Annotated in this window: 19 protein-coding genes; 6 read left to right on the top strand and 13 right to left on the bottom strand. The window is 73.4% G+C overall.

What is annotated here, in order from left to right; translation table 11 throughout:
* Nucleotides 1-42 precede the first annotated feature (42 nt).
* On the top strand, nt 43-375 hold the full coding sequence (locus ACFYOS_RS17665; protein ID WP_387142150.1) for an STAS domain-containing protein: 333 nt from the start codon (nt 43-45) through the stop codon (nt 373-375).
* A gap of 85 nt (nt 376-460) precedes the next feature.
* Here ACFYOS_RS17665 and ACFYOS_RS17660 read toward each other — a convergent pair whose 3' ends face one another.
* The gene (locus ACFYOS_RS17660; protein ID WP_387142147.1) at nt 461-2,053 is read right to left on the bottom strand and encodes an ABC transporter permease; all 1,593 of its coding nucleotides are present in this window, start codon (nt 2,051-2,053) and stop codon (nt 461-463) included.
* The gene (locus ACFYOS_RS17655) at nt 2,050-2,949 is read right to left on the bottom strand and encodes an ATP-binding cassette domain-containing protein (RefSeq protein ID WP_387142144.1); all 900 of its coding nucleotides are present in this window, start codon (nt 2,947-2,949) and stop codon (nt 2,050-2,052) included. Before ACFYOS_RS17655 ends, ACFYOS_RS17660 begins: the two co-directional genes overlap by 4 nt.
* A 96-nt stretch (nt 2,950-3,045) precedes the next feature.
* On the opposite strand from ACFYOS_RS17655, the gene ACFYOS_RS17650 reads away from it, so the two are divergent.
* Nucleotides 3,046-3,552 carry a GbsR/MarR family transcriptional regulator gene (locus tag ACFYOS_RS17650; RefSeq protein WP_387142141.1) on the top strand — a complete coding sequence of 169 codons (507 nt, stop codon included), beginning with the start codon at nt 3,046-3,048 and terminating at the stop codon, nt 3,550-3,552.
* A gap of 4 nt (nt 3,553-3,556) precedes the next feature.
* On the opposite strand, the gene ACFYOS_RS17645 is transcribed toward ACFYOS_RS17650, so the two are convergent.
* A complete protein-coding gene (locus ACFYOS_RS17645) occupies nt 3,557-4,114 on the bottom strand; it encodes a two-component system response regulator (protein WP_387142138.1) in 558 nt (185 codons plus the stop codon).
* Nucleotides 4,111-8,463: a HAMP domain-containing protein gene (locus tag ACFYOS_RS17640; protein WP_387142135.1), complete on the bottom strand. Its 4,353-nt coding sequence runs from the start codon at nt 8,461-8,463 to the stop codon at nt 4,111-4,113. Before ACFYOS_RS17640 ends, ACFYOS_RS17645 begins: the two co-directional genes overlap by 4 nt.
* Before the next feature lie 188 nt (nt 8,464-8,651).
* On the opposite strand from ACFYOS_RS17640, the gene ACFYOS_RS17635 reads away from it, so the two are divergent.
* A complete protein-coding gene (locus tag ACFYOS_RS17635; RefSeq protein WP_387142132.1) occupies nt 8,652-10,721 on the top strand; it encodes a SpoIIE family protein phosphatase in 2,070 nt (689 codons plus the stop codon).
* A gap of 31 nt (nt 10,722-10,752) precedes the next feature.
* Here the strand turns inward: ACFYOS_RS17635 and ACFYOS_RS17630 are convergent, their stop codons facing one another.
* Nucleotides 10,753-12,198 carry an FAD-binding oxidoreductase gene (locus ACFYOS_RS17630; RefSeq protein WP_387142130.1) on the bottom strand — a complete coding sequence of 482 codons (1,446 nt, stop codon included), beginning with the start codon at nt 12,196-12,198 and terminating at the stop codon, nt 10,753-10,755.
* 100 nt (nt 12,199-12,298) lie between these two features.
* Between ACFYOS_RS17630 and ACFYOS_RS17625 the strand changes: the two genes are divergently transcribed.
* A complete protein-coding gene (locus tag ACFYOS_RS17625; protein WP_387142127.1) occupies nt 12,299-14,395 on the top strand; it encodes a S9 family peptidase in 2,097 nt (698 codons plus the stop codon).
* Nucleotides 14,396-14,449: 54 nt separating this feature from the next.
* Here ACFYOS_RS17625 and ACFYOS_RS17620 read toward each other — a convergent pair whose 3' ends face one another.
* Nucleotides 14,450-15,400, bottom strand: a complete 951-nt coding sequence (locus ACFYOS_RS17620; RefSeq protein WP_387142124.1) for a threonine/serine dehydratase — start codon at nt 15,398-15,400, stop codon at nt 14,450-14,452.
* Between the two features lie 65 nt (nt 15,401-15,465).
* On the opposite strand from ACFYOS_RS17620, the gene ACFYOS_RS17615 reads away from it, so the two are divergent.
* Complete coding sequence (locus ACFYOS_RS17615; RefSeq protein ID WP_387142121.1) at nt 15,466-15,654, top strand: hypothetical protein; 189 nt, start codon at nt 15,466-15,468, stop codon at nt 15,652-15,654.
* Nucleotides 15,655-15,699: 45 nt separating this feature from the next.
* Here the strand turns inward: ACFYOS_RS17615 and ACFYOS_RS17610 are convergent, their stop codons facing one another.
* From ACFYOS_RS17610 to ACFYOS_RS17585, 6 genes are all read right to left on the bottom strand, one after another.
* Nucleotides 15,700-17,817, bottom strand: coding sequence for a bifunctional polysaccharide deacetylase/glycosyltransferase family 2 protein (locus tag ACFYOS_RS17610; protein WP_387142118.1), 2,118 nt, complete (start codon nt 17,815-17,817; stop codon nt 15,700-15,702).
* A 2-nt stretch (nt 17,818-17,819) separates the two neighbouring features.
* On the bottom strand, nt 17,820-18,236 hold the full coding sequence (locus ACFYOS_RS17605) for a hypothetical protein (protein WP_387142115.1): 417 nt from the start codon (nt 18,234-18,236) through the stop codon (nt 17,820-17,822).
* A gap of 111 nt (nt 18,237-18,347) precedes the next feature.
* On the bottom strand, nt 18,348-19,862 hold the full coding sequence (locus tag ACFYOS_RS17600; RefSeq protein ID WP_387142112.1) for an FtsX-like permease family protein: 1,515 nt from the start codon (nt 19,860-19,862) through the stop codon (nt 18,348-18,350).
* The gene (locus ACFYOS_RS17595; protein WP_387142109.1) at nt 19,859-20,560 is read right to left on the bottom strand and encodes an ABC transporter ATP-binding protein; all 702 of its coding nucleotides are present in this window, start codon (nt 20,558-20,560) and stop codon (nt 19,859-19,861) included. Before ACFYOS_RS17595 ends, ACFYOS_RS17600 begins: the two co-directional genes overlap by 4 nt.
* Entirely contained in the window at nt 20,557-21,093 is a 537-nt protein-coding gene (locus ACFYOS_RS17590; protein ID WP_387142106.1) for a PadR family transcriptional regulator, read from the bottom strand. The genes ACFYOS_RS17595 and ACFYOS_RS17590 overlap by 4 nt, the downstream gene beginning before the upstream one ends.
* A 75-nt stretch (nt 21,094-21,168) precedes the next feature.
* A complete protein-coding gene (locus ACFYOS_RS17585; protein ID WP_387142103.1) occupies nt 21,169-21,735 on the bottom strand; it encodes a TIGR03086 family metal-binding protein in 567 nt (188 codons plus the stop codon).
* Nucleotides 21,736-21,766: 31 nt separating this feature from the next.
* Here ACFYOS_RS17585 and ACFYOS_RS17580 point away from each other — a divergent pair, with 31 nt between their 5' ends.
* Nucleotides 21,767-22,603: a DUF6597 domain-containing transcriptional factor gene (locus ACFYOS_RS17580; protein WP_387142100.1), complete on the top strand. Its 837-nt coding sequence runs from the start codon at nt 21,767-21,769 to the stop codon at nt 22,601-22,603.
* 9 nt (nt 22,604-22,612) lie between these two features.
* Here the strand turns inward: ACFYOS_RS17580 and ACFYOS_RS17575 are convergent, their stop codons facing one another.
* Nucleotides 22,613-24,151: a SpoIIE family protein phosphatase gene (locus tag ACFYOS_RS17575; protein ID WP_387142446.1), complete on the bottom strand. Its 1,539-nt coding sequence runs from the start codon at nt 24,149-24,151 to the stop codon at nt 22,613-22,615.
* Between the last annotated feature and the right edge of the window lie 2 nt (nt 24,152-24,153).

The following is a 24,153-nucleotide window of genomic DNA, read 5'->3' as shown; positions in this document are numbered from 1 at the left end:
GCTCGACAGGCCCGGTGGTCGAGATCGCGATACGCTGACCGGGTGGATCGTGCCGAACTGTCCATCACGGTACACCGGACCGGGGATGAAGCAGTGCTTCGCCTCGCCGGTGAGATCGACATGCTCACGGCCGCCCAGCTGTCGACAGTCGTCAATGAGGTGCTGAATGATCCCCCGCCGCGGATCGTGCTCGACCTGGGCGGGGTGACCTTCTGCGACTCGCAGGGGCTCGGCACGCTGGTGGTGCTCAGCCGTAAGGCCAGCCGCGCCCAGAGCCTGCTGGTGCTCAGCAACGTCGGCGACTTCCTGCTGCGCGTCCTGGACATCACCGGCCTCCGCTCGGCCCTGATGATCCGCAACGAAACCGCCCCCTGACCCCGCCGTCGTTGATCATGACGTTGGCGGCGCCGTGGATCTCCACGGACGCCGCCAACCTCATTGATCGACAGGTCGGGGCGGCTCAGGTGACCGGGACGTCGCGGCGACGGAATCCGGCCAGGCCGAACGTCGCCAGGGCGAGGGCCACGGCGGTGAGCAGCCAGAGCGGGGTGGCGCTCCAGGTCGGCCGGAGCACCTGCGGAGTGTGCGTGAACGGGGAGAGGTCCAGCAGCCACTGGTCGAGTTCGAGCACCGCACCGAGCTGACCGAGCAGCACGCACACCGCCAGCAGGGCCCAGGCCGCCGGCGCGAGGCGCGGGGCCAGCCCGTACAACAGCACCGCCACGCCGGCGAGGACCCAGGCCGCCGGCACCTGGGCCAGCCCGGCCCCGGCCATCCGGGGCAGCTGACCCGGCACGTCGTGCACGCTGACGCCGTACGTGACGCCGATGGCGAGGCCGGTCACGACGAGCACCACCGCCGGGCCGAGCAGCGCGAACACCACGTGCGAGAACAGCCAGGTCGAGCGGTGCGTGCCGGTCGCCAGCAGCGGCTCGGCCCGTCCGGCGGTCTCCTCCGAGCGCATCCGCAGTGCGGCCTGGACACCGTACCCGGCCGCGGCCAATCCGGCCAGGCTGAGCGTGGCCCCGAGGTAGGCGTCGGCCAGGCTGGAGGCGCCGCCGAGCCGGGCCATGATCTGCTCCAGCTGCGGGTTCCCCTCGACCGAGCGGCCGGCGGCCTCGGCCGCCCCACCCAGAATCAGCCCGAGCAGGCCGAAGCCGACCGACCACCAGAGGATCTGCCCCCGGTGCAGCCGCCAGGCCAGCCCGAACGGCCCGGAGAGGGCCGAGCCGGCGGTGGCCGGACCGAGCCGCGGCGGCAGCAGCCCGGCGCCCAGGTCGCGGCGCACCGACAGCGGGTACGCGGCCGCCGCGATCAGCACCGACACCACCAGCGGCAGCGCCAGCACCCACCAGCGGTCCCCCTCGTACGCTCGCACCCGGGCCGTCCAGCCCAGCGGGGAGAGCCAGCTCGGCCAGTCGTTCGTCGCGGTGTCGCCGACGAGCCGGAGCCCGAACGCCGCCCCGAGCACCGCGATGCCGATCCCCCGTGCTCCGCCCGCCGTCTCGGTTAGCTGGGCGTTCAGCCCGCCCAGCGTGGCGAAGACGATGCCGGTCAGCGCGGCGGCGAGGCCGTACGCGTACGAACCGGCCGGCGGCAGGCCGGTGGAGACCAGCCCGGCGGCGGTGAGCAGGCCGAGCAGCAGGTCGGCCGCGTACGTCACGAGCAGCGCGGCGGTCAGCCCGGCGTACCGGCCGAGCACAGTCGCGCCCAGCAGTTCCCGCCGGCCGGCCTCCTCCTCGGTGCGGGTGTGCCGGATGACGGTGAGCAGGCTGGCCAGCGCGATGATCACGAGCAGGAAGCCGCTGCGCTGGGCGGTCAGCGCGCCGACGCTGTCGCCGTACACCGGGCCGAGCAGCGCCACGATCGACGGGTTGCGGGCGGTGCCGGCGGCGTACGCGGCCCGCTGGGCGTCCGTCGGGAAGAGCTCGAAGAAGCTGGTCGCGTACGACATCGGCAGGACCGCGAGGACCAGCACCCAGAGCGGGAGCAGGACGCGGTCCCGGCGCAGGATCAGCCGGACCAGGTGCCGAGTGCCGGTGAGCGTGCTCATCGGATCGCCTCGGGGACCGCCTCGTAGTGCCGCAGGAACAGCTCCTCCAGCGTCGGCGGCTGGCTGACCAGGCTGCGTACGCCCAGCTCGGTGAGGCGACGCAGGGCGGTGTCCAGGGCGGCGGTGTCCACGTCGAAGCGCACCCGGTTGCCGTCCACTCGCAGGTCGTGCACGCCGGGCAGGTCGGCCAGCCCGTCCAGCGGCGCGGCGAGCTCGGCGTCGATCGAGGTGCGGTGCAGGTGACGCAGCTCGCCGAGGGTGCCGGACTCCACGGCGCGGCCGTTGCGGATGATCGTCACCCGGTCGCAGAGCGCCTCCACCTCGGCCAGGATGTGGCTGGACAGCAGCACGGTGCGCCCGTCCAGTTTGGCCCGGCGTACCCAGTGCTGGAAGACCTCCTCCATCAGCGGGTCCAGGCCGGAGGTCGGCTCGTCGAGGATGAGCAGTTCGACGTCGGAGGCGAGGGCCGCCACCAGGCCGACCTTCTGCCGGTTGCCCTTGGAGTAGGCCCGGCCCTTCTTGCGCGGATCCAGCTCGAAGGACTCCAGCAGCTCGGCGCGGCGCTTCGGGTCGAGCCCGCCGCGCATCCGACCGAGCAGGTCGATCACCTCGCCGCCGCTGAGATTCGGCCAGAGGGTGACGTCGCCGGGGACGTACGCGAGGCGGCGGTGCAGGGCGACGGCGTCCCGCCAGGGATCGCCGCCGAGCAGCCGGACGGCCCCCGCGTCCGCCCGCAGCAGACCGAGCAGCACCCGGATGGTGGTCGACTTGCCGGCGCCGTTCGGCCCCAGGAAGCCGTGCACCTCGCCGGTGCGGACGGTCAGGTCGAGTCCGTCGAGCGCTCGGGTCCGGCCGAAGGTCTTCACCAGGCCGGACACCTCGATTGGGGTTTCCATGATTTGGAAGCTACGCTCGTTTCATAAACTTGTGAAGACAGTGAGAGCTGAGGCACCATCAGCTTCCCAACTTTTTGACGCGAGGAGCGACCGCCGATGTCTGACGACCACCGCCCGGCCCCGAGCGAGGAGGAGGTTCACCTCTTCGTCGAGCGCATGGCGATGGCCTTCGCGGACGTCGGTTTTCCCCGGATGGCCGGCCGGGTGCTCTTCACCGTGATGAGCGCGGACCACCCGTTGACCGCCGCGGAGATCGGCGAGCGGCTCGGGGTGAGCGCGGCGGCGGTCTCCGGCGCGGTCCGGTATCTCACCCAGTTCGGCATGCTGGTCCGCGAGCCGGTCAAGGGCTCCCGGCGGGACCGCTACCGGATGCCGGACAACCCCTGGTACGAGGCCACCATCACCAAGACCGGCCTCTACAAGAACTTCATCGACATCGCCAACGGCGGGGTGGACGCGCTGCAGGGGCGGACCACCCCGGCCGGCGAGCGGGTGGCCGAGATGCGGGACTTCTTCCTGTTCGTACAGGAGGAGATCGATGCCCTCGGCGCACGGTGGCGGGCCCGGCGTGCCGCGACCGGGCACGGCGACCGGGCCGACTGAGCGGTCAGGCCGGGTTGCCCCAGCGGGCCTGCTCCAGGATGTCCACCGCGCGCTCCCGAACCTCCGGGCTGTCGTCGGCGTGCAGCAGGGCCGTCGCCTCGTCCACCGCGTCGGTGAGCACCCGCCACTGGTGGTCCCGCTCCCGCACCAGGTCCGACTGGGCGGCGAGCTGCCGGGTCTTCACCCACAGCTCGACGAAGACCGACACCTTGGCCCGCAGCACCCACGGATCGAACGGCTTGGTCAGGTAGTCGACCGCACCCACCGCGTAGCCGCGCAGGGCGAGCTGGGCGTCCTTGTCCGCCGCGGTGAGGAAGATGATCGGTACGTGCCGGGTCCGCTCCCGCCGCTTGATGTGGGTGGCGGTCTCGAAGCCGTCCATGTCGGGCATCTGGGCATCGAGCAGGATGACCGCGAAGTCGTCCACCAGGAGCTGCTTCAGCGCCGCCTCGCCGCTCTCCACGGCGACCGACTGCACCGGGAGCCCCTGGAGGATCGCCTCCAGGGCCATCAGGTTCTCCCGCCGGTCGTCCACCAGCAGCGCCTTGGCCGTCTGGGTCACGGGGTCTCCTCGCCTCGGCTCCGGCCGATCCAGGACGCCATCATCTCGATCAGCTCGTCCAGGTCAACCGGCTTGGTGATGTAGTCGCTGCCCCCGGCCGCGATCGCCGACTCCCGGTCACCGGGCATCGCCTTCGCGGTCAGGAAGACGATCGGCAGGTCCACGAAGCGGTGGTTGCGGCGGATCTGCCGGGTCGTCTCGTACCCGTCCTGGTCCGGCATCATCGCGTCCATCAGCACGATGTCCACCTCCGGATGCTCGGCCAACTGGCGGACGCCGTCCGCCCCATTGTCCGAGTACAACACGGTCATCCCATGAAGTTCCAACGCGGACGTCAGGGCGAACACGTTACGGACGTCGTCGTCGACGATCAGGACGGTCACGCCCTCCAGCCGCCGGGCCGCCGGGGTCTCCGCCGGCTGCGGCAGCTCCATCGGCATCAGCAGGGACGACGGCAGGCCCGCGCGGCTCGGCGAGGGCGGCGCCGGCGCCACCACCGCGTCCGGCGCCAGCACGTCCGGTACGAAGAGGGTGAACGTCGACCCCTGCCCGGGCGCCGACGACACGGTGATGGTGCCGCCGAGCAGGCGGGCCAGGTCCCGGCTGATCGACAGGCCGAGCCCGGTGCCGCCGTACCGCCGGCTGGTGGTGCCGTCGGCCTGCTGGAACGCCTCGAAGATCAGCGAGAGCTTGTCGTCCGAGACGCCGATGCCGGTGTCGATCACCGTGAACGCGATGACCCGCTGGGCGTTGGTCAGCGCCGGCACGTCGAAGACCGCGTTCTCGGGGGCCGGGGCGATCCGTAGCGTCACCGCGCCGTGATCGGTGAACTTCACCGCGTTGGAGAGCAGGTTGCGCAGGATCTGCTGCAACCGCTGGGCGTCGGTGACCAGGGAGGGCGGCAGGTCCTCGCTGATCCGTACCTGGAAGTCGAGGCCCTTCTCCTCAGCCTGCGGGGCGAACACCTGCTCGACGTAGCCGCGGAGCTCGGAGAACCGCAGCTCGGTCGGCTCGACGTCCATCCGGCCCGCCTCGATCTTGGCCAGGTCCAGGATGTCGTCGATCAGGGAGAGCAGGTCCGAGCCGGCGCTGTGGATGGTGCGGGCGAACTCGATCTGCTTCGGCGTCAGGTTCTGCTCCGGGTTCTCCGCGAGCAGGCGGGACAGCAGCAGCAGCGAGTTCAACGGCGTACGCAGCTCGTGGCTCATGTTCGCCAGGAACTCCGACTTGTACGCCGAGGCCCGGGTGAGCTGCTGCGCCTTCTCCTCCAGGCCGAGCCGGGCCAGATCGATCTCCCGGTTCTGCGTCTCGATGCTCGCCTTCTGCTCGGAGAGCAGCTTCGCCTTGTCCTCCAGCTCGGCATTGGTGCGCTGGAGCTCCGCCGACTGATCCTGGAGTTCGAGCGCCAGCCGCTGCGACTGGGCCAGCAGCTCCTCCGTACGCCGGTTCGCCTGGATGGTGTTGACCGCGATGCCGATCGTGGTGACCAGCCGCTCCAGGAACGTCAGGTGCAGCTCGGAGAAGGTGGTCACCCCGGCGAACTCGATCACGCCGAGCAGCTCGCCCTCGAAGAGGACGGGCAGCACCACCAGGTCGGCGGGGGGCGTCTCGGCCAGCCCGGAGCGCAGCACCAGGCGCCCGTCGGGCTGCGTGTTGACCCGGATGGTCCGCCGGGAGAGGGCGGCCTGCCCGACCAGCCCCTCGCCAGGCCCGAAGGTCACGTCGTGCCCCCGCGCCACGTAGCCGTAGGAGGCGGTGAGCCGCAGCCGCATGCTCCCCTCGGAGCCGTCCATCAGGAAGAACGCGCCGAGCTGGGCGTCGACCAGCGGCGTCACCTCCATCATGATCATGCGACAGACCTCGCCGAGGTCCCGCTGACCCTGGAGCAGGCCACCGATCCGGGCCAGGTTGGAGTCCAGCCAGCCCTGCTCGGCGTTCTTCTTGGTCGTCTCCCGCAGGGTGACGATCATCTGGTTGATGTTGTCCTTCAGCTCGGCGACCTCGCCCTGGGCCTTGACCGCGATCCGCTGGGTCAGGTCGCCGCGGGTCACCGAGGTGGAGACCTGGGCGATGGCCCGGAGCTGGGTGGTGAGGGTCGAGGCGAGCTGGTTGACGTTCTCGGTGAGGTCGCGCCAGGTGCCGGAGACGCCCTTCACCTGGGCCTGACCGCCCAGCTTGCCCTCGGTACCCACCTCACGGGCCACCCGGGTCACCTCGTCGGCGAACGACGAGAGCTGGTCCACCATCGTGTTGACCGTGGACTTCAGCTCGAGGATCTCGCCCTGCGCGTCCACCGTGATCTTCTGCGACAGGTCACCCGTCGCCACCGCCGTGGTGACCGAGGCGATGTTCCGCACCTGCGACGTCAGGTTCGACGCCATCGAGTTCACGTTGTCGGTCAGGTCCCGCCACGTCCCCGAGACGCCCTTCACCTGGGCCTGACCGCCGAGCTTGCCCTCGGTACCCACCTCACGGGCCACCCGGGTCACCTCGTCGGCGAACGACGAGAGCTGGTCCACCATCGTGTTCACGGTGGACTTCAGTTCCAGGATCTCGCCCCGGGCGTCCACGGTGATCTTCTGCGACAGATCACCCTTCGCGACCGCGGTGGAGACCTGGGCGATGTTCCGCACCTGGGCGGTGAGGTTCGACGCCATCGAGTTCACGTTGTCGGTCAGGTCCCGCCAGGTGCCGGCGACCCCGCGTACCTGGGCCTGACCGCCGAGCTTGCCCTCGGTACCCACCTCACGGGCCACCCGGGTCACCTCGTCGGCGAACGACGAGAGCTGGTCCACCATCGTGTTCACGGTGGACTTCAGTTCCAGGATCTCGCCCCGGGCGTCCACGGTGATCTTCTGCGACAGATCACCCTTAGCGACCGCGGTGGTCACCGAGGCGATGTTGCGCACCTGCGACGTCAGGTTCGACGCCATCGAGTTCACGTTGTCGGTCAGGTCCCGCCAGGTGCCGGAGACCCCCTTCACCTGGGCCTGACCGCCCAGCTTGCCCTCGGTACCCACCTCACGGGCCACCCGGGTCACCTCGTCCGCGAACGACGAGAGCTGGTCCACCATGGTGTTCACGGTGTTCTTCAGCTCCAGGATCTCGCCCTGCGCGTCCACGGTGATCTTCTGCGACAGGTCACCCTTCGCCACCGCCGTGGAGACCTGCGAGATGTTCCGCACCTGGCTGGTCAGGTTGCCGGCGAGCTGGTTGACGTTCTCGGTGAGGTCGCGCCAGGTGCCGGAGACGCCGCGCACCTGGGCCTGGCCGCCCAGCTTGCCCTCGATGCCCACCTCACGGGCCACCCGGGTCACCTCGTCGGCGAACGACGAGAGCTGGTCCACCATCGTGTTCACGGTGTCCTTGAGCTCCAGGATCTCGCCCTGGGCGGCCACCGTGATCTTCTGCGACAGGTCGCCCCGGGCCACCGCGGTGGAGACCTGGGCGATGTTGCGCACCTGCGACGTCAGGTTCGACGCCATCGAGTTCACGCTGTCGGTCAGGTCCTTCCAGGTGCCGGCGACGTTCGGCACGTCGGCCTGGCCGCCGAGCTTGCCCTCGGTGCCCACCTCGCGGGCCACCCGGGTCACCTGCTCGGCGAAGAGCCGCAGGGTGTCGGTGAGCGAGTTCATGGTGTCGGCCAGCTCGGCGACCTCGCCGCTCGCGCCGACCGTGATCTTCTGCGACAGATCACCCTTGGCCACCGCGGTCGCCACCTGGGAGATCGACCGCACCTGGCCGGTCAGGTTCGACGCCATGGTGTTCACCGAGTCGGTGAGGTCCTTCCAGGTGCCGGCGACGCCGCGCACGTCGGCCTGGCCGCCGAGCTTGCCCTCGGTGCCCACCTCGCGGGCCACCCGGGTCACCTCGTTGGAGAAGGACGAGAGCTGGTCCACCATCGTGTTGACCGTGCGGCCGATGCGCAGGTACTCACCCCGCAGCGGGCGGCCGTCGATCTCCAGCGCCATGTGCTGGGACAGGTCGCCGTCGGCCACCGCCACGATGACCCGGGCGATCTCGGTGGTCGGGCGGCCCAGGTCGTCGATCAGCGAGTTGACCGCCCGCTGCCCCTCCGCCCACGAGCCGTCCAGGCCCTCGTCGTCGAGGCGCTCGGTGAGCCGGCCGTCCCGGCCGACGACCCGGCTGATCCGGCGCAGGTCGTGGTGCTGCCGCTCCTGGAGCGACGCCACGTCGTTGAAGGCGTCGGCCACCTGACCGGCCAGCCCGGCCCGTCTCGGCAGCCGGACCCGGAGGTCGCCGCGGCCCACCCGCCGCAGCGCCTCCACCAGCTCGCCGAGGAGCACCTCGTGGTCGTCCGCGGCTACCGACTGTTTCGCCGTGGTCATCATTCCTCGCTCAGCTCGGGGCCAACCGGCTCGTGCCGACACGCGGCCATCCCATCATTCTGCCCGCGTCGCGTCGAGGCGACGACCACTGCGACCACGCCACGCGCACGCGTCGTCACGGCCTCACCCGGGGCACACGTTTGGGTAGCGGGTTGGCACCCGAGGTGGCGGCAGTAGAGGATACGAAGGTGTCAGCGGAGGCGGAGCCGGCGATGAACGGCGGCTCGGACGAGCACGTCCGGCGGGTCCGGCTCCCCGCGGACCGACGTACGCCCGCCGCGGCCCGCGCGCTGGTCCGGTCCGTCCTCGCCGAGGCGGAACTGGACGAGCTGCTCAACGAGGCCCTGCTGCTCACCACGGAACTCACCACCAACGCCGTCGAGCACGCGCGTACTGAGCTGGACATCGAGGTCGAAGCGGACGGAACGGGTATGACCGTGACGGTCACCGACTTCGCGTCCGGGCCGGTGGAGGAGCTGGTGGTCGGCGTCCGCAACGTCGCCTCGGACATCACGGAGGTGGCCGAGCGCGGGCGCGGGCTGCTGCTGGTGGACCACTTCGCCAGCCGGTGGGGCACCACCTACCTGCCCACCGGGAAGGGCGTCTGGTTCCGGCTCGACCGGCCCGACGCGGCGCCGTCCGCCCGGCCGGTCGCGGCCGAGACCCGCACGGCGGTCGCCGCTCCGGCCAACCCCGGGGAGAGCGCCCCGAGCGCCGCCGCGATGAGCGAGCTGATGCAGATCAGCCCCGACCCGTACGGGGACGACCCGCTGCCGGAATTCGCCGCCGGGCTGCTCACCCGGCTCGCCGAGATGGTCGGCGCGGCCGGCGGGGTGATCCGGCTGGACCGGGGCGACGGGCAGGGCGCCCAGCTGCTCGCCCGGTACGGCCGGCAGCCCCGGGAGGGTCACGACCTGCTCCGGGTGCCGCTCGCCGTGCACCGCCCGTACGCCGGCGAGCTGGAGCTGGACGCGGCGCCCTCGGCGTACGCCCGGCCGCTGGCCGTGCTGGCCGCCGAGCGGCTCTCGCTGCACTTGGAGAACGACCGGCTGCGCCGGGCGGACATCCGGCGATCGGCCTGGCTGACCTTCCTCGCCGAGGCGAGCGAACTGCTCGCCCAGTCCCTCGACGTCGAGCTGACCATGGCGCTCATCCCGCAGCTCGTGGTGCCCCGGCTGGGCCAGTGGTGCGCGGTGCACACCACCGACGAGTGGGGCCGGCTCCGGCTCGCCGCGTCCAGCCACGCCGACGAGGCGGTGCTGCCGCAGCTGCACCGGGTGCTCAACGAGACCGGGCCGGACTCGGTCCAGGCCCGGCTGAGGGAGGCGTCCCGGAGCGCGTCGCAGGTGCCGCTGAGCGGGCCGATGGAGGGCTTCGCCGTACCCCTGATCGCGCGCGGGCAGCGGCTCGGCACCCTGGCGGTCGGCCGCCACCAGCGGCACCGACACGACCCGGACGAGGTCTCGGTGCTGGAGGACGTGGCCCGGCGGGCCGCCCTCGCCATCGAGAACGCCCGCATCCACGCCGAGCGCCGCCGGGTCGCGCAGACCCTCCAGCAGTCGCTGCTGCCCCCGGTCCTGCCCGTGGTGGAGGGCATGGGCTTCGGCGCCGAGTACGTCCCGACCGGCGACGACGCCGAGGTCGGCGGCGACTTCTACGACGTGGTGCCGCTGGCCGACGGCCGCTGGCTGGTGGTCATCGGCGACGTCTCCGGCAAGGGCGTGCAGGCGGCGGCGGTGACCGGCCTGGTACGGGACGTGATCCGGGTGCTGGTCGGCGACGGCAAGCCGCTGCCGGAGGTGCTGGGCCGGCTGAACGAGACGCTGGTCGAGCGGGGTGGCGGCCGGTACTGCACGCTGGCGATGGCGGCGGTCGGGCCGGGCGAGGGCCGGCAGCTCGACGTCGCCCTGCACCTGGCCGGGCACGATCGTCCGGTGCTGCTGCACTCCGGCGGCGGGGCTGCCTTCGTCGGCACCGGCGGCACGGCGCTCGGGCTGCTCGACTCGATCGCCACCCCCACGGCCGACATCACGCTCAGGCCCGGCGACACGCTGATCTTTTACACCGACGGGGTCACCGAGCGGCGGCGCGGGCGGGAACTCTTCGGCGTCGAACGGCTGCGCGAGTCGGCCGCCCCGCTCGCCGGCTACTCCGCCGACGTGATCGCGGCCCGACTCCGCGCCACGGCGATCGGCTTCTCCGTCGAACCACCCCGGGACGACATCGCCGTCCTCGTCCTCCGCAACGACGCCCTCTGACCGGCCTTCCCGCACCGCTGGCAGGGCGGGGTCAGAGGCCGCCGGGGAGACGGCCGGGAGCCAGGCGGTGGTGGGGGTCGAGGTGGGCCTTCGCCGTGCGGAGGCGGGGCAGGATGGGCAGCTCGCCCCAGAGGTCGACGGCCCGGCGGACCGGGGCGGGAGCGGAGACCACCACGCACCGGCCCTGCCGCGCCACGAGCACCCCCCGCACCGCCGCCAGGATCGACGCCACCCGCTCCGGCGGCATCGAGCCGGACAGCGCGGCGTGCACCGTGCCCACCCCGGCGGACCCCCGGACGGGCACCACGGCGCCGGCCGCGTCCCGCAACGCGTAGACCGCCGCGTGCAGGTCGTTGATGGGCACCTCGATCCGCAGCGCGGTGTCACCGGGACCGAACGGGTAGTGCCCCCACCACTCCGGCGCCGAATGGCTGGCGACCGCCTCGCCGCCGAGCACCGCGACCACTTGGTCCGCCCGTTCCGCGACGTCCGCCGGGCCGCCCTCCAGCAGCACCACCAGGCTGCCCGCCGCAGCCGGCCGGGTCGATCGCCCGGTCACGGCCGGATGGTCGGGCCGGCCGACGACCGAGGGGTGCGACGGGTGGACCCGCCGGCGCGGCAGCGACACCGGCACGGGCAGGTCAAGTTCGACGGCCGACGGGTACAGGCGGGCGGCGAGCACCGCCCGGACCAGGTCGTGCACCTCCAGCGGGGTCCAGACCGGCCGGGACACCCAGACCCGGCCGGCCGGCACGGCCTGCACCTGCATGGTGGCCGAGACCAGCACCCCCAGGCCGCCCTGCGAGCCGCAGAGCAGCCGGGCCACGTCCAGCCCCGGCAGCTCACCCCGGCCGAAGAGCGCCGCCGCACCCCCGTCCGCCGGGCCGGCGGGCGGCGCCGGGGCGGCCCGACCCAGCAACGCGGTGCCGGCGTCGCCCAGGCTGACCAGCTCGCCGTCGGCGTCCAGGTAGCGCACACCGACGAGCTGGGCGCACGGGGTGCCGTGCCGGAGCCGGAGCGGGCCGGCCTCGTCGGCGGCGAGCACCCCGCCCAGGGTCGCCCCCGGGGAGGGCGCGTCGATCGGCAGCCGCCGGCCGGTGCGTTCCAGGGTCGCCTGCACGGCCCGCAGCGGGGTCCCCGCGCCGACCTCGGCCACCGCCGAGCCCTGCGGTTCGTGCCAGATCCCGGCGAGCCGGCCGGTGTCGAGCAGGATGTCGACCTGCTCCGGGGCGGCGCCCCAGTCGATCTTGGTGCCGGCGCCGCGCGGCACCACCGTGAGGTCGTGCGCGGCGGCCAGCCGCAGCACCTCGGCGGCGGCGTGCGGACCGCCCGGCACCGCCACCCAGCGGGCCGTCCGGCCGGCCACCTCGTCGGCCGGTCCGGCGAAGCGGGCGAACGGCGGGCCGCAGATCTCCGCCAGTCGCCGGGTGATCTCGAGGGCTCCGGGTCGGTTGGTGGAACTCGCTGCAGCCGCCATGGCGGTTATCGTACACATGTTCGAAAGACCCGTCGGCGAGTCGCCGGAATCCGATGGCGCGCCCGCCCGGCGGCGGGGTCCCGGCCGGTAACGTGACGCCGTGACCACCGAGACCCCGGTACCCGTCGCCAAGCGCGTCCCGACCGAGCGCACCCACCACGGCGACACCGTCGTCGACGAGTACGCCTGGCTGGCCGCCAAGGACGACCCGGCGACGATCGCCCATCTGACCGCGGAGAACGCCTACACCGACGGGCGCACCGCGCACCTGGAGGCGCTGCGCGGCGAGCTGTTCGAGGAGACCCGCCGGCGCACCCAGGAGACCGACCTGTCGGTGCCCACCCGCAAGGACGGGTACTGGTACTACACCCGCACCGTCGAGGGCCAGCAGTACGGCGTGCAGTGCCGCCGGGCCGTCCGGGACGGCGAGACCGCGCCCCCGATCAGCGCCGACGGCGCCCCGCTGGACGGCGAGGAGGTGCTGCTCGACGGAAACCTGCTCGCCGAGGGGCACGACTTCTTCGCCCTCGGCGCGTTCGACGTCAGCCCCGACGGGCGCTGGCTGGCGTACTCGACGGACTTCGCCGGGGACGAGCGGTTCACCCTGCGGGTCAAGGACCTGAGCACCGGCGAGGTGCTGCCCGACGAGATCCCGGACACCTTCTACGGCACCGCCTGGTCCAGCGACGCCTCGACACTGTTCTACGTCACCGTCGACGACGCGTGGCGACCCAACCGGGTGTGGCGGCACACCGTGGGCACCCCGTCGAGCGAGGACGTGGTGGTCCACCAGGAGGACGACGAGCGGTTCTGGGTGGGCGTCGAGCTGACCCGGTCCGAACGCTTCGTGGTCATCGACATCCACAGCAAGATCACCAGCGAGGTACGGGTCATCCCGGCGGCCAACCCCACCGGCGAACCGGCGATCGTGGCGCCCCGCCGGCAGGGCGTCGAGTACGCGGTGGAGCACCACGGGCACCGGTTCCTGATCCTGCACAACGACGGGGCCGAGGACTTCGCGCTGGCGTTCACCTCGGCGGACACGCCGGGCGACTGGACGCCGCTGATCCCGCACACCCCCGGCACCCGGCTGGAGGCCGTCGACGCGTTCCAGAACCACCTGGTCGTCTCGCTGCGCAGCAACGGGCTGACCGGGCTGCGGGTGCTGCCGGTCGGCGGCGGCGACGCGTACGACATCGACTTCCCCGAGCCGCTCTACAGCGTCGGGCTGGACGCCAACCCGGAGTACCGCACCACCGAGGTGCGGCTCCGCTACACCTCGCTGGTCACCCCCGACTCGGTCTACGACTACGACCTGGTCACTCGGCAGATGGTGCTGCGCAAGCAGAAGCCGGTCCGCCCCGGGCCGGACGGGCGGCCGTACGACCCGGCCGACTACGAGCAGCACCGGGACTGGGCGCTCGCCGACGACGGCACCCGGGTGCCGATCTCGCTGGTCTGCCGCACGGGCACCCCGCGCGACGGCTCCGCCCCCGCCGTCGTCTACGGCTACGGGTCGTACGAGGCGAGCATGGACCCGTGGTTCTCCATCGCCCGGCTCAGCCTGCTCGACCGGGGCGTCATCTTCACCGTCGCGCACATCCGCGGCGGCGGTGAACTGGGCCGGCGCTGGTACGACGAGGGCAAGTTGCTGGCCAAGAAGAACACCTTCACCGACTTCGTGGCCTGCGCCCGGCACCTGGTCAAGGCCGGCTGGACGGCCGGCGACCGGCTCGTCGCCCGGGGCGCGTCGGCCGGCGGCCTGCTGATGGGCGCGGTGGCCAACCTGGCCCCGGACGCCTTCACCGGGATCGTCGCGCAGGTGCCCTTCGTGGACGCGCTCACCTCGATCCTCGACCCGTCCCTGCCGCTCACCGTCACCGAGTGGGAGGAGTGGGGCAACCCGCTCGACGACCCCGAGGTGTACGCGTACATGAAGTCGTACACCCCGTACGAGAACGTGGCGGCCGTCGACTACCCGGCCATCCTCGCGGTGACCAGCCTGAACGACACCCGGGTGCTCTACCACGAGCCGGCCAAGTGGATCGCCCGGCTGCGGGCCGTCTCGCCCGCCGGCGACTACCTGCTCAAGACCGAGATGGGCGCCGGGCACGGCGGCCCCAGCGGCCGGTACGACGCCTGGCGCGAGGAGGCGTTCATCAACGCCTGGATCCTGGACCGCCTCGGCCGCGCCTGAGCTGCAAGGAGGGGCCCCCTGTTAACGCCTTCGCGCGTTAGGAGGGGTCCCCTCCTAACGCGCGGAGCCGAGCGCAACCGACAGCACCGCGGGGTCGACGTTGCCGCCGGTGACCACGGCCACCGTGCGTCCCGCCGGCAGCTCGTCGCGGTGGAACAACCGGGCCGCCAGCGCGACCGCGCCGCTCGGCTCGACCACCAGCCGAGCCTCCCGGACCAGCCGGCCCAGTGCCGCACCGATCTCCTCCTCGGTGACCGTGACGATGCCGTCGAGCCGCTCCCGCAGGTGGGCGAGGGTCAGCGCGGACAGGTTGGTGCGCAGCCCGTCCGCGCTGGTCCGGTAGGTCTGCTCCACGTCCCACACCACCACCTCACCGGCGGCCAGGGAGTCACGCGCGTCGGCGGCCAGCTCCGGCTCCACCCCGATCACGGCGGCCGACGGGCGCAGCGCCTTCACCGCCGTGGCCACGCCCGAGGAGAGCCCGCCGCCGCCCACCGGCACCAGCACCACGTCCACCTCGGGCAGGTCGGCGACGATCTCCAGCCCGATGGTGCCCTGCCCGGCGATGATCCGCGGATGGTCGAAGGGCGGTACCAGGGCGGCTCCGGTGTCGGCCACGATCCGCTCCGCCTCGATCAGCCGGCGGGCCGGCGGGACGAGCCGCACCTCGGCGCCGAGCGCCCGGATCCGGTCCACCTTGACCTGCGGTGCGCCTGCAGGAACGACCACCGTGCACGGCACGCCGAACGCCCGGGCCGCGTACGCCAGCGCCTGCCCGTGGTTGCCCGAGGAGTGGGTCACCACGCCCCGGGACCGGGCGGCCGGGTCGAGCCGGGCCACCGCGTGGGTCGCCCCGCGCAGCTTGAACGACCCCACCGGTTGCAGGCACTCCGGCTTGAGGCACAGCTCGTCGTCCCAAAGCGTCGGCAGCAACGGGGTACGCACCACCGTCCCGGCCACGTCGTCGGCGGCGACCCGGATGTCGGCGATCGAAACCAGCTCCATCGCCCCATCCTGCCCCGCGACGGGAACACCGGCCGTCCCGGGCCGAGGCACCTAGACTGCCCCGGGTGAGCGCGGACGACGAGCAGCCGACCGGGGCGGACGTACCCGGGACGGAATCGGGACCGGCCGCGGCCCGGCGCGGGCCGACCTGGGTGATCCTCGCGGTGGTCGCCGCCGCCCTGCTGGTCTGCTGCTGCTCGGCGGTGATCGGCCTGGCCGTCGCGTGGTCCGCCGGCCTCTTCGGCGGCCGCTGACCGAATGTGCGATGTCAAGAGGGGGCCCTGCCGCTACCCGCAGAGTTAAGAGGGGGCCCCGCCGTGCACCAGGGCGGCCGCGTCGCCGGTCCGGACCATCCGCTGCCAGCGCAGCCGGCTGCCGACCACGGCGGTGACCACCGACTGCACCACCACCAGATACATCACCTGCCGGTAGACGAGCTGCTGGAACGGCAGCGCCCACAACGGGCCGAACCGTTCCCGGTCCAGCCGCAGCGCGTACGCGGCGGTGCAGCCCTGCAGCAGGAGCAACGCCGCCCAGGCCAGCGCCAGCTTGGACCAGGGCAGGAAGAGCAGCCCGTAGAGGGCGAAGACGTCGACCGCCGGCGCGACCAGCGGCAGCACGATCTGGAAGACGGTCAGGTACGGCAGGCCCCGCCGGCCGAGCTTCCCGCCGGCCCCCCGCTCGTGCAGTGCGTGCCGGTGCTTCCACATCGCCTGCATGGTGCCGTAGCACCAGCGGTAGCGCTGCCGCCAGAGCTGACGCAGCGACGACGGCGCCTCGGTCCAGGCGATCGCGCCCTCCTCGTACACCACCCGCCAGCCGGCCCGGAGCACCTGCATGGTCAGGTCGGTGTCCTCGGCGAGGGTGTCGGCGGGGACCCCGCCGACGGCGAGCAGCACCTCCCGGCGGAACGCCCCGATCGCGCCGGGGATGGTCGGCATGCACTCCAGCACGTCGTACATCCGGCGGTCGAGGTTGAAGCCGATCACGTACTCCAGGTGCTGCCAGCGGCCGAGCAGCCGACGCCGGTTGGCGACCTTGGTGTTGCCGCTGATCGCGCCGACGGTCCGATCGGCGAAGCCCTGGACCAGCCGGTGGACGGTGTCCGGCTGGAAGACGGTGTCCCCGTCGACCAGCACCAGCAGGTCAGCGCGGGCGGCCCGGATGCCGGTGTTCAGCGCGGCGGGCTTGCCGGCGTTGGCCTGCCGGATGACGCGTACCCCGCGCAGCCGCATCCGCTCGACGATGTCGGCGGTCCCGTCGGTCGAACCGTCGTCCACCACGATCACTTCCAGCGTCGGGTACGCGCTGGCGACCAGAGACCGAACGGTGGCGGCGATGTTCGCGGCCTCGTTGTACGCCGGCACGATCACCGAGACCGGCGCGGTCACCTCGGGCAGGCGACGTCGGGGCCGGCGGACCCGGCGAAGGTGCAGCCGGGCGCAGAGCACCTGCACCGCGAGCCGGGCCACGCCGAGCACCAGGGCCACCGCGAGCAGCAGGTTCATCGCCGAGGTCAGCCAGCCGGCACCGGTCTGCGCCCAGCGCAGCGCGGTCCCGCTCAGCCGGGCTCCGGCGCCGGCGGGCAGCATCGACGCGGGCGCGCCGATCCCCTCCGACACGGTGGTGAACCGGTAACCCTGCCCAGCCAGCCGGGGCAGCAGTTGGTCCAGGGCGGCCACGGTCTGGCTGCGGTCCCCGCCGCCGTCGTGCATGAGCACCACCGCGCCGGCGCCGCCCTGCGGCGTGGCGGCCCGGACGATGGCCGGCACCCCGGGCCGCTGCCAGTCTCTGGCGTCCCGGTCGGCCAGCACCGCCACGTGGCCGCTGCCGGCGGCGTCCCGCATCGCCCGGTACTCCGGCTGGCTCAGGGAGGTCGTGATCGACGAGAAGGGGAGCCGGAGCAGCGTCACCTCGCGCCCGGTCGCTCCGGCGATCGCGTTCCGCGTCCAGGAGAGCTCGGCCCCGGCCCGCCAGGCCGGCGCCGCGCCGAGGTCCACGTGGGTGAAGGTGTGCGAGCCGATCTCGTGCCCCTCGGCCAGGATCCGCCGGACCAGCTCGGGATGCTCGTCCACCCGGGCGCCGACCACGAAGAACGTGGCGTGGGCGTGGTGCCGGCGCAGCACGTCGAGGATCTGCGGGGTCCAGCGCGGGTCCGGCCCGTCGTCGAAGGTCAGCGCCAGGGTGCGCGCCGGCAGCCGCCGGGTGACCGGCGTCGGGCCGTCCAGCCGCAGCACCGGGCCGCCGGTGGTGACCTGCCGGGGGGCGGGCGCGGCGGGCGCGTCGGACGGGCCGGAGCCGCCGCCGACGTTGGTGACCAGGCCGTTGAAACTCAACGCCGCGAGCAGGACGAACAGGCCCAGCAGCAGGAGGAACCAGTGGGCCCGGGGGTCGCGACGGGCGACGTGTCTCGCCATCGTCAGGGCTTGCCCGGGGTCCGGCTCGGCTTGGCGGTGCTGCGGTGCTCGTCGCCCTGGCCCGGCCTGCTGCTGGCCGGCTGCGGAGCCGACGTGGTGGTGGTCGCGCCGCCGGGGCTGGGGGCGGACGACCGCCCGGGCGCGGTGGTGCCGGTCGCCGGCACGGGCCGGGGGCTCGGGCTGGTCCCCCCCTGCGGGTTCGTCGGAGCGTCGACCCCGGCCTCGATCGGCGGCCGGGCCTTCGTCTCCGACCAGCCGGGGATCGGCACCGAGGAGTCGAAGAAGAGCCCGGCGAGGATCAGGCCGAGGCTGGTCAGCAGGCCGAGGCCCATCGCCGTACCGACGATCACGGTGAGCCGGCGACGCCGCCCGGTCCGGTCGACGAACACCGGCGACGCACCACCGGGCTGGTTCTGCATGCTGCTGCTCTTTCGCTGTTCCGCTCCGCGCCGGCCGGTGCGGCCGGGCCCGGGAGGCCCGCAGGTGGACCTTCCGGACCCTACAGCGTCCGTGACGGAGGCCGCGTCACATCAGGTCGTCCGCAGCTCCTCGACCGTCGTGCTGGCGTGCAGGAAGAGCAGGCCGACGCCGACCGTCACCAGCACCGCGGCCAGGCCACCGGCCGCGAACCAGGCGAGCTGCTCCCACGGTACGTGCGGGGTCACGGTCACGTTCGGCACCGACTCGATCCGGACGTACTGAACCCGGGTGGCCGGGTCTCCGCAGAGCTGCTCCCCCGCGTCGCAGATCTCCTGCGTATAGCCACCGCCGCTGGGCGGGCGGAGCACGCCTCGGACCAGCAGGTAGCCGACGGTCAGCGCGAGGGCGATCGCGGGCATCGCCGGGGCGAGGGACTGCCAGAGCAGGGAACGGCCGATCGTCCCCCGGGGCACCCCGGTCGCCACCAGCGCCGCGTACGCCCGCCGGCGCGCGGTGATCCCCTCCACGACCGCGACCAGCAGCCCGCCCGCCGCGATCGCCATCGCCACCGAGACGGCCAGGTCGACGAGGTCCATCGCACCGAGGTAGAAGGAGTCCGGGGCGGCCATCCCGGCGCCGATGCGGCGGTTCAACTCCATGGTGGCCAGGAAGTCGGCTCGGATGCCCGCGGCGCCCGCGCCGAAGATGAGCGCGGCGAGCAGCGCGGCGAACGTGCGGCTGCCCGCCCACGGGTCGGCCGTCAGCCGGCGCGCGGCGAGGAGCGCGGCGGGGCGGCGGGCGTACCGGTGCAGCAGGCGGCCGGTGGTGTGCGAGATCCAGCCGGTGCCGGCAACCACCCCGATCACGGCGGCCAGGCTCCCGACGATCAGCAGCGTAGGCAGCAGCCACAGCGGGGGCTCTTCGTGTCGCTGGTCGTACCAGAGGGCCACCGGTCGGTAGGCGGCGTACAGGGCGAGCCCGACCAGGATCAGCAGGCCCGGCCACGGCCAGGGGGCCCGGGTGCGGACTCGGCGGACCATGCCGAACGGGGTGGTGGTGACCCGGCGCAGCAGCAGCGCGCTGACCAGGCTGGCCACCAGGGGTAGCCCGGCCACCACTGCGGCGACGGCGGGCCACGCAACGTGCACGTCAGTGGGCAGCGGCAGCCGTCCGTCGGCGTCCGGCCGGTGCAGCAACCGGTGGCCAGCCTGGTAGAGGGCGAGGCCGGTCAGGGTACCGAGCAAGCTGGCCAGCCCGGTCTCGGCGGCGGCGATCCGGGTGACCTCGCCCGGGGTGGCCCCGGCCAATCGCAGCGCGGCCAGCCGGCGGTCCCGGCTCGGCGCGCCGAGCCGGGCACACTGCCCGGCCAGCCCGAGCACCGGGACGCAGAGCAGCAGCAGCGCGAACGCGACCCCGGGGCGCAGGCCCGGCTCGCGCAGCAGGGCGTTGGTGTACTGGGCGGACTCGGTCCAGGCGTCCCCGGGCGGCTTGACGACGGCCAGCACGGTCAGCGCGGCCAACCCGGCGAGCGTGGCCAGGGCCACGCTCAGCCCGGTCAGCACGACCCGGGCGGTGTCGGTCCGGGTGCCGGCCACGGCGAGCCGGAGCAAGGTGCCCGGCCTCACCGGTGGCCGCCCGGCACCGGCGCGTCGAGACCGAGGCCCGAGTGGTCCACCATCCCGTCGCGGAGCGTCACCTCGCGGTCGGCGTACCCGGCGATCCGGGGCTCGTGGGTGACCAGCACGACGGTGGTGCGCTGCTCGCGGGCGAGCCGGACCAGTTGGGTGAGCACCTGCTCGCCGCTGAGCGTGTCCAGCGCGCCGGTCGGCTCGTCGGCGAAGAGCACCCGGGGCTCGGTGACCAAAGCACGGGCGGTGGCACAGCGCTGCTGCTGCCCACCGGACATCTCGCCCGGCCGGACGCCGGCGACCTCGGCCACGCCCAGCCGCTCCAGCCAGGTCAGCGCGGCCGTCCGGGCCTCCCGCCGCCCGGCCCCGCCGAGCAGCAGCGGCAGGGCGACGTTCTCCGCCGCGGTCAGCTCGGCGACCAACTGGCCGAACTGGAAGAGCACTCCGAACTCGGTGCGGCGCAGCCGGGACCGGGCCGCCTCCGACCACAGGTCGATCCGCTCGCCGCGCCAGGTGACCTGGCCGGCGTCGGGGCGCAGGATGCCGGCGAGGCAGTGCAGCAGGGTGGACTTGCCACAGCCGCTCGGCCCGGTGACGGCGACGATCTCCCCCTCCGCCACGTCGAGCGTCACGCCCCGCAGGGCGGGGGTCCTGCCGTACGCGCGGACCACGCCGCGGGCCTCCAGATACGTCACGCGTGCACCTCCCGGTGCCAGTCGGCGACGCGGTCCAGGGTGGTGTGCAGCCACCGGAGGTCGGCGTCGAGATGGGCGATGGCGAAGTCGGCCGCGATCACGTCGTCCAGGCCGGCCGAGGGGGCGGTCTTCACGGCGGTGAGCTCGCGCAGCCGCTCGGTGTGCGCCCGGCGCTGGGCGATCAGGTAGGCGCGGGCCCGGTCGACGTCGGCGACCAGCAGCGCGACCACCACCTTCGCGAAGAGGGTGCTCGCCACGTACGGCATCGGCGGCTCGACGGTGGCGAGCCACCGGTCGAGTGCGGCCCGTCCGCCCTCGGTGAGCGCGTACGCGGTGCGGTCCGGGCCGCCCTCGCGCTCCTGCCCGGCCGGGACCACCAGGCCGTCCCGCTGGAGCCGGGCGAGGGTGGCGTAGACCTGCCCGAAGGCGAGCGGCCGGGCCCGGGGCAGGCGCTCGTCGTGGGCGCGCTTCAGTTCGTAGCCGTGCCGGGCACCGTTCGCGAGCAGCCCGAGCAGGACGTGCTGAGTGGACACCCCGCCACTATTCGCTCAGCGAATAGCGGTGTCAAGAGTGGCCCGCGCGGCGTGGTGCGCGCGGGCCGGGACGGTTCAGGGGGTCCAGCCGGGATCGCGCCCGGTCCGGCCGAGCAACCGGTCCAGCGGGGTGGCGTCCGGCGTGGTGGGGACGGGCGCGCCGAAGGCACCCATCTGCTGGCCGGTCTCGCCCATCTTCTCCATGAAGCCGTGGCCCGCCTCGAGCACCGCCGAGTCCACCTCCAGCCGCTGGCCGGTGGCCCGGGCCAGGTCCCAGCCGTGCACGGTGAGGTCGATCAACGCCATCTCGCCGACCGTCTCCTGCGGCAGCCCCATCCCGGGCGAGACGCCGTCCAGCGCCGCCGGGTCGGACCACGCCTCGACCAGGCGTACGGTCTCGGCCGCGAAGCGGTCGCGCCAGCCCTCGGTGAGGTGGTCGGTCTTGCCCGACCAGTCCACCTCCTGCCGCCGGGCCAGCGTCTGGAAGTTGACCACCACCGCGTAGACGTGGTTCAGCAGGTCGCGCACCGAGTACTCGGGGCACGGAGTGGGCAGGTCGAGCTGGTCGTCGGAGACGCCGCGGACCACCGCCACCGTCCGGGGCGCCGCGACGGCCATCAGCTCACTAGTCTTCGTGGTCATAGGGCCAGCGTATGAAGGTGGTCTTGAAGAAATGCGACACGAACCGCGGCGGGACAGCCGGGGCATCCTCGACCCCGGCCGACTGCTGCGGCAGGTCCGATTCCGCCGCCGGCTGCCCGCCCCCGCGCTGGGCCCGTACGTCGAGCACTACTGGCTGATCGACTGGGAGCTGACCGAGCCCTTCGAGCAGCGGGTGGTGCCGCACCCGGCGGTCAACGTGGTGTTCCAGGCGCAGCACGGCAGCCCGGAGACCGGCGAGATCGCCGGCGTCGGCACCGGCCTGTTCACCGTCACGCTGCACGGCGTCGGCCGGGTCACCGGGGTGCAGTTCCGCCCGGGCGGCTTCCGCCCCTTCTGGCGCCGGTCGGTGGCCGAGCTGACCGGGCGGCGCCACCCGCTGGCCGCCGGACCGCCGCCCACCGGCACGACGCCCGCCGAGCCGTTCGCCGCCGGCCGGATCTGCCCGGGCACCGACGACGACCGGTGCCGCCGGATGGACGAGCTGCTCACCGCCTGGGCACCGGAACCCGACCCGCTCTCCGCCGAGGCCACCACGCTGGTCGAGGAGATCCGCGCCGACCGGAGCATCCGGCGGGTGGACGACTTCGCCCGGCGGCACGCCGTCTCCACCCGGCGGCTCCAACGGCTCTTCCTGGACCACGTCGGGGTCGGCCCGAAGTGGGTGATCCGGCGGTACCGGCTCCAGGAGGCGATCGAACAGGCCGCCGCCGGGCCGCTGGACTGGGCGCGGGTCGCCGCCGACCTGGGGTACGCCGACCAGGCCCACCTGGTCCGCGAGTTCACCTCGGTGACCGGTGTCTCGCCCGCCGCGTACGCCCGCTCGCTGGTCCCGTCCCGCGACGAGTGACCGGCGGGTTCAGCGACGGCGGACGGCGACCACCGCGACGTCGTCCTGGATCTCCGGCGGCGCCAACTCGACCAGCAGCCGCTGGCAGAACTGGTCCAGGTTGTCGTCCACCCGGGTGGCGACCCGGCCCAGCGCGGCCAGCCCGTCGTCGATGGTGGCGTCCCGGCGCTCGATCAGCCCGTCGGTGTAGAGCACCAGGGTGGCCCCGGCCGGCAGCACGAACTCCAGGTCGGGCGGGCGGGGCGCGCGGACCCCGAGCAGCGGGGCGGAGTGCTGCACGAACTCCACCCGACCGTCCCGGCTGATCAGGGCCGGCAGGTGCCCGGCGCTGGCCAGCCGGACCAGCCCGCTGCCGGGGTGCAGCAGCAGCAGGCAGAGGGTGGCCTGCTCGTTGGGGAGCAGGGTGCGCATCAGCTCGTTGACCCGGTCCAGGATCACCCCCGGCTGGTGCCCCTCCACCGCGTACGCCCGGACCGCGTGCCGCAGCTCGGCCATCACGGTGGCGGCGTGCAGCGAGTGGCCGGCCACGTCGCCGACCGCGACGAGGAGGTGCCCGTCGAGCATCACCAGCTCGTAGAAGTCGCCGCCCACCTCGGTCTGGGCGCTGGCCGGCTCGTACCGCACGGCCAGGTCGAGGCCGGCGATCTCGGGCAGCCGGCGGGTCAACAGACTGCGCTGGAGGGTCACCGCGATCCGGTGCTCCTCGTCGAAGGAGCGCTGCGCCTCCACGGCCGAGGCGATGGCCTGGGCGAGCTGCACCAGCACCGGCGTACGGACGGTCTGGGTCGCGGTCGGCACCACCACGTAGAGCGGGGCCCGGTCCTCGCGCAGCCGGGCGGCGGCGACGGTGACCGTGTCGCCGGCCGGCCAGTCGGCCAGCGTCCAGTTGCCCGGTTCGTCGATCCGGACGGTGGTCCCGATCGGCACCCCGGTGTCGTCCACCGCCCACGGCACGACCGTCGGCGTCGCGTCCGGCCCGGCGGCCACCCCGGCCAGGCAGTCCCCGTCGAAGGTCTCGGCGACCACCGCCGCCGGGCTCCGGAAGATCCGCGCGGCGCCGGCCGCCGCCGCCTCCAGCAGCCGGACGAAGTTCGACGCGGCGTGCATCTGCACCGTGGCGTCGGCCAGCGCGGCCAGCCGCTCGGCGAGCAACTCGGCCCGGCGCCGGGCCTGGTAGTAGCGGAGCACGGCGTGGGTCGTGGCGACCAGTTCCTCCGGCTCGATCGGCTCGGCCAGGTACGCGTCCGCACCCCGGGTCAGCCCCTGGGCCCGGTCCCCCACGTCGACCGCGTGCGCCGAGACGTGGATGACCGGCGTCGCCGGGTAGTCCTCCTTGATCCGCTCGCAGACCTCGAAGCCGCTCATGTCGGGCAGCCGGACGTCGAGCACCACCACGTCGACCCGGTCGGCCGCCATCCGGGCGAGCGCCTCGGTGCCGTTCTCCGCCTCGATGATCACGAAGCCGGCCCGGGTCAACCAGCTCACCAGCAGGTACCGCTTGGTACGACTGTCGTCGACCACGAGTACGGTCGCCGTGCCGCCCTCCACCG

This window comes from Micromonospora sp. NPDC005806, from assembly GCF_042871425.1.
Taxonomy (GTDB): domain Bacteria; phylum Actinomycetota; class Actinomycetes; order Mycobacteriales; family Micromonosporaceae; genus Micromonospora.
This window is presented reverse-complemented; position numbering and strand designations above follow the sequence as displayed.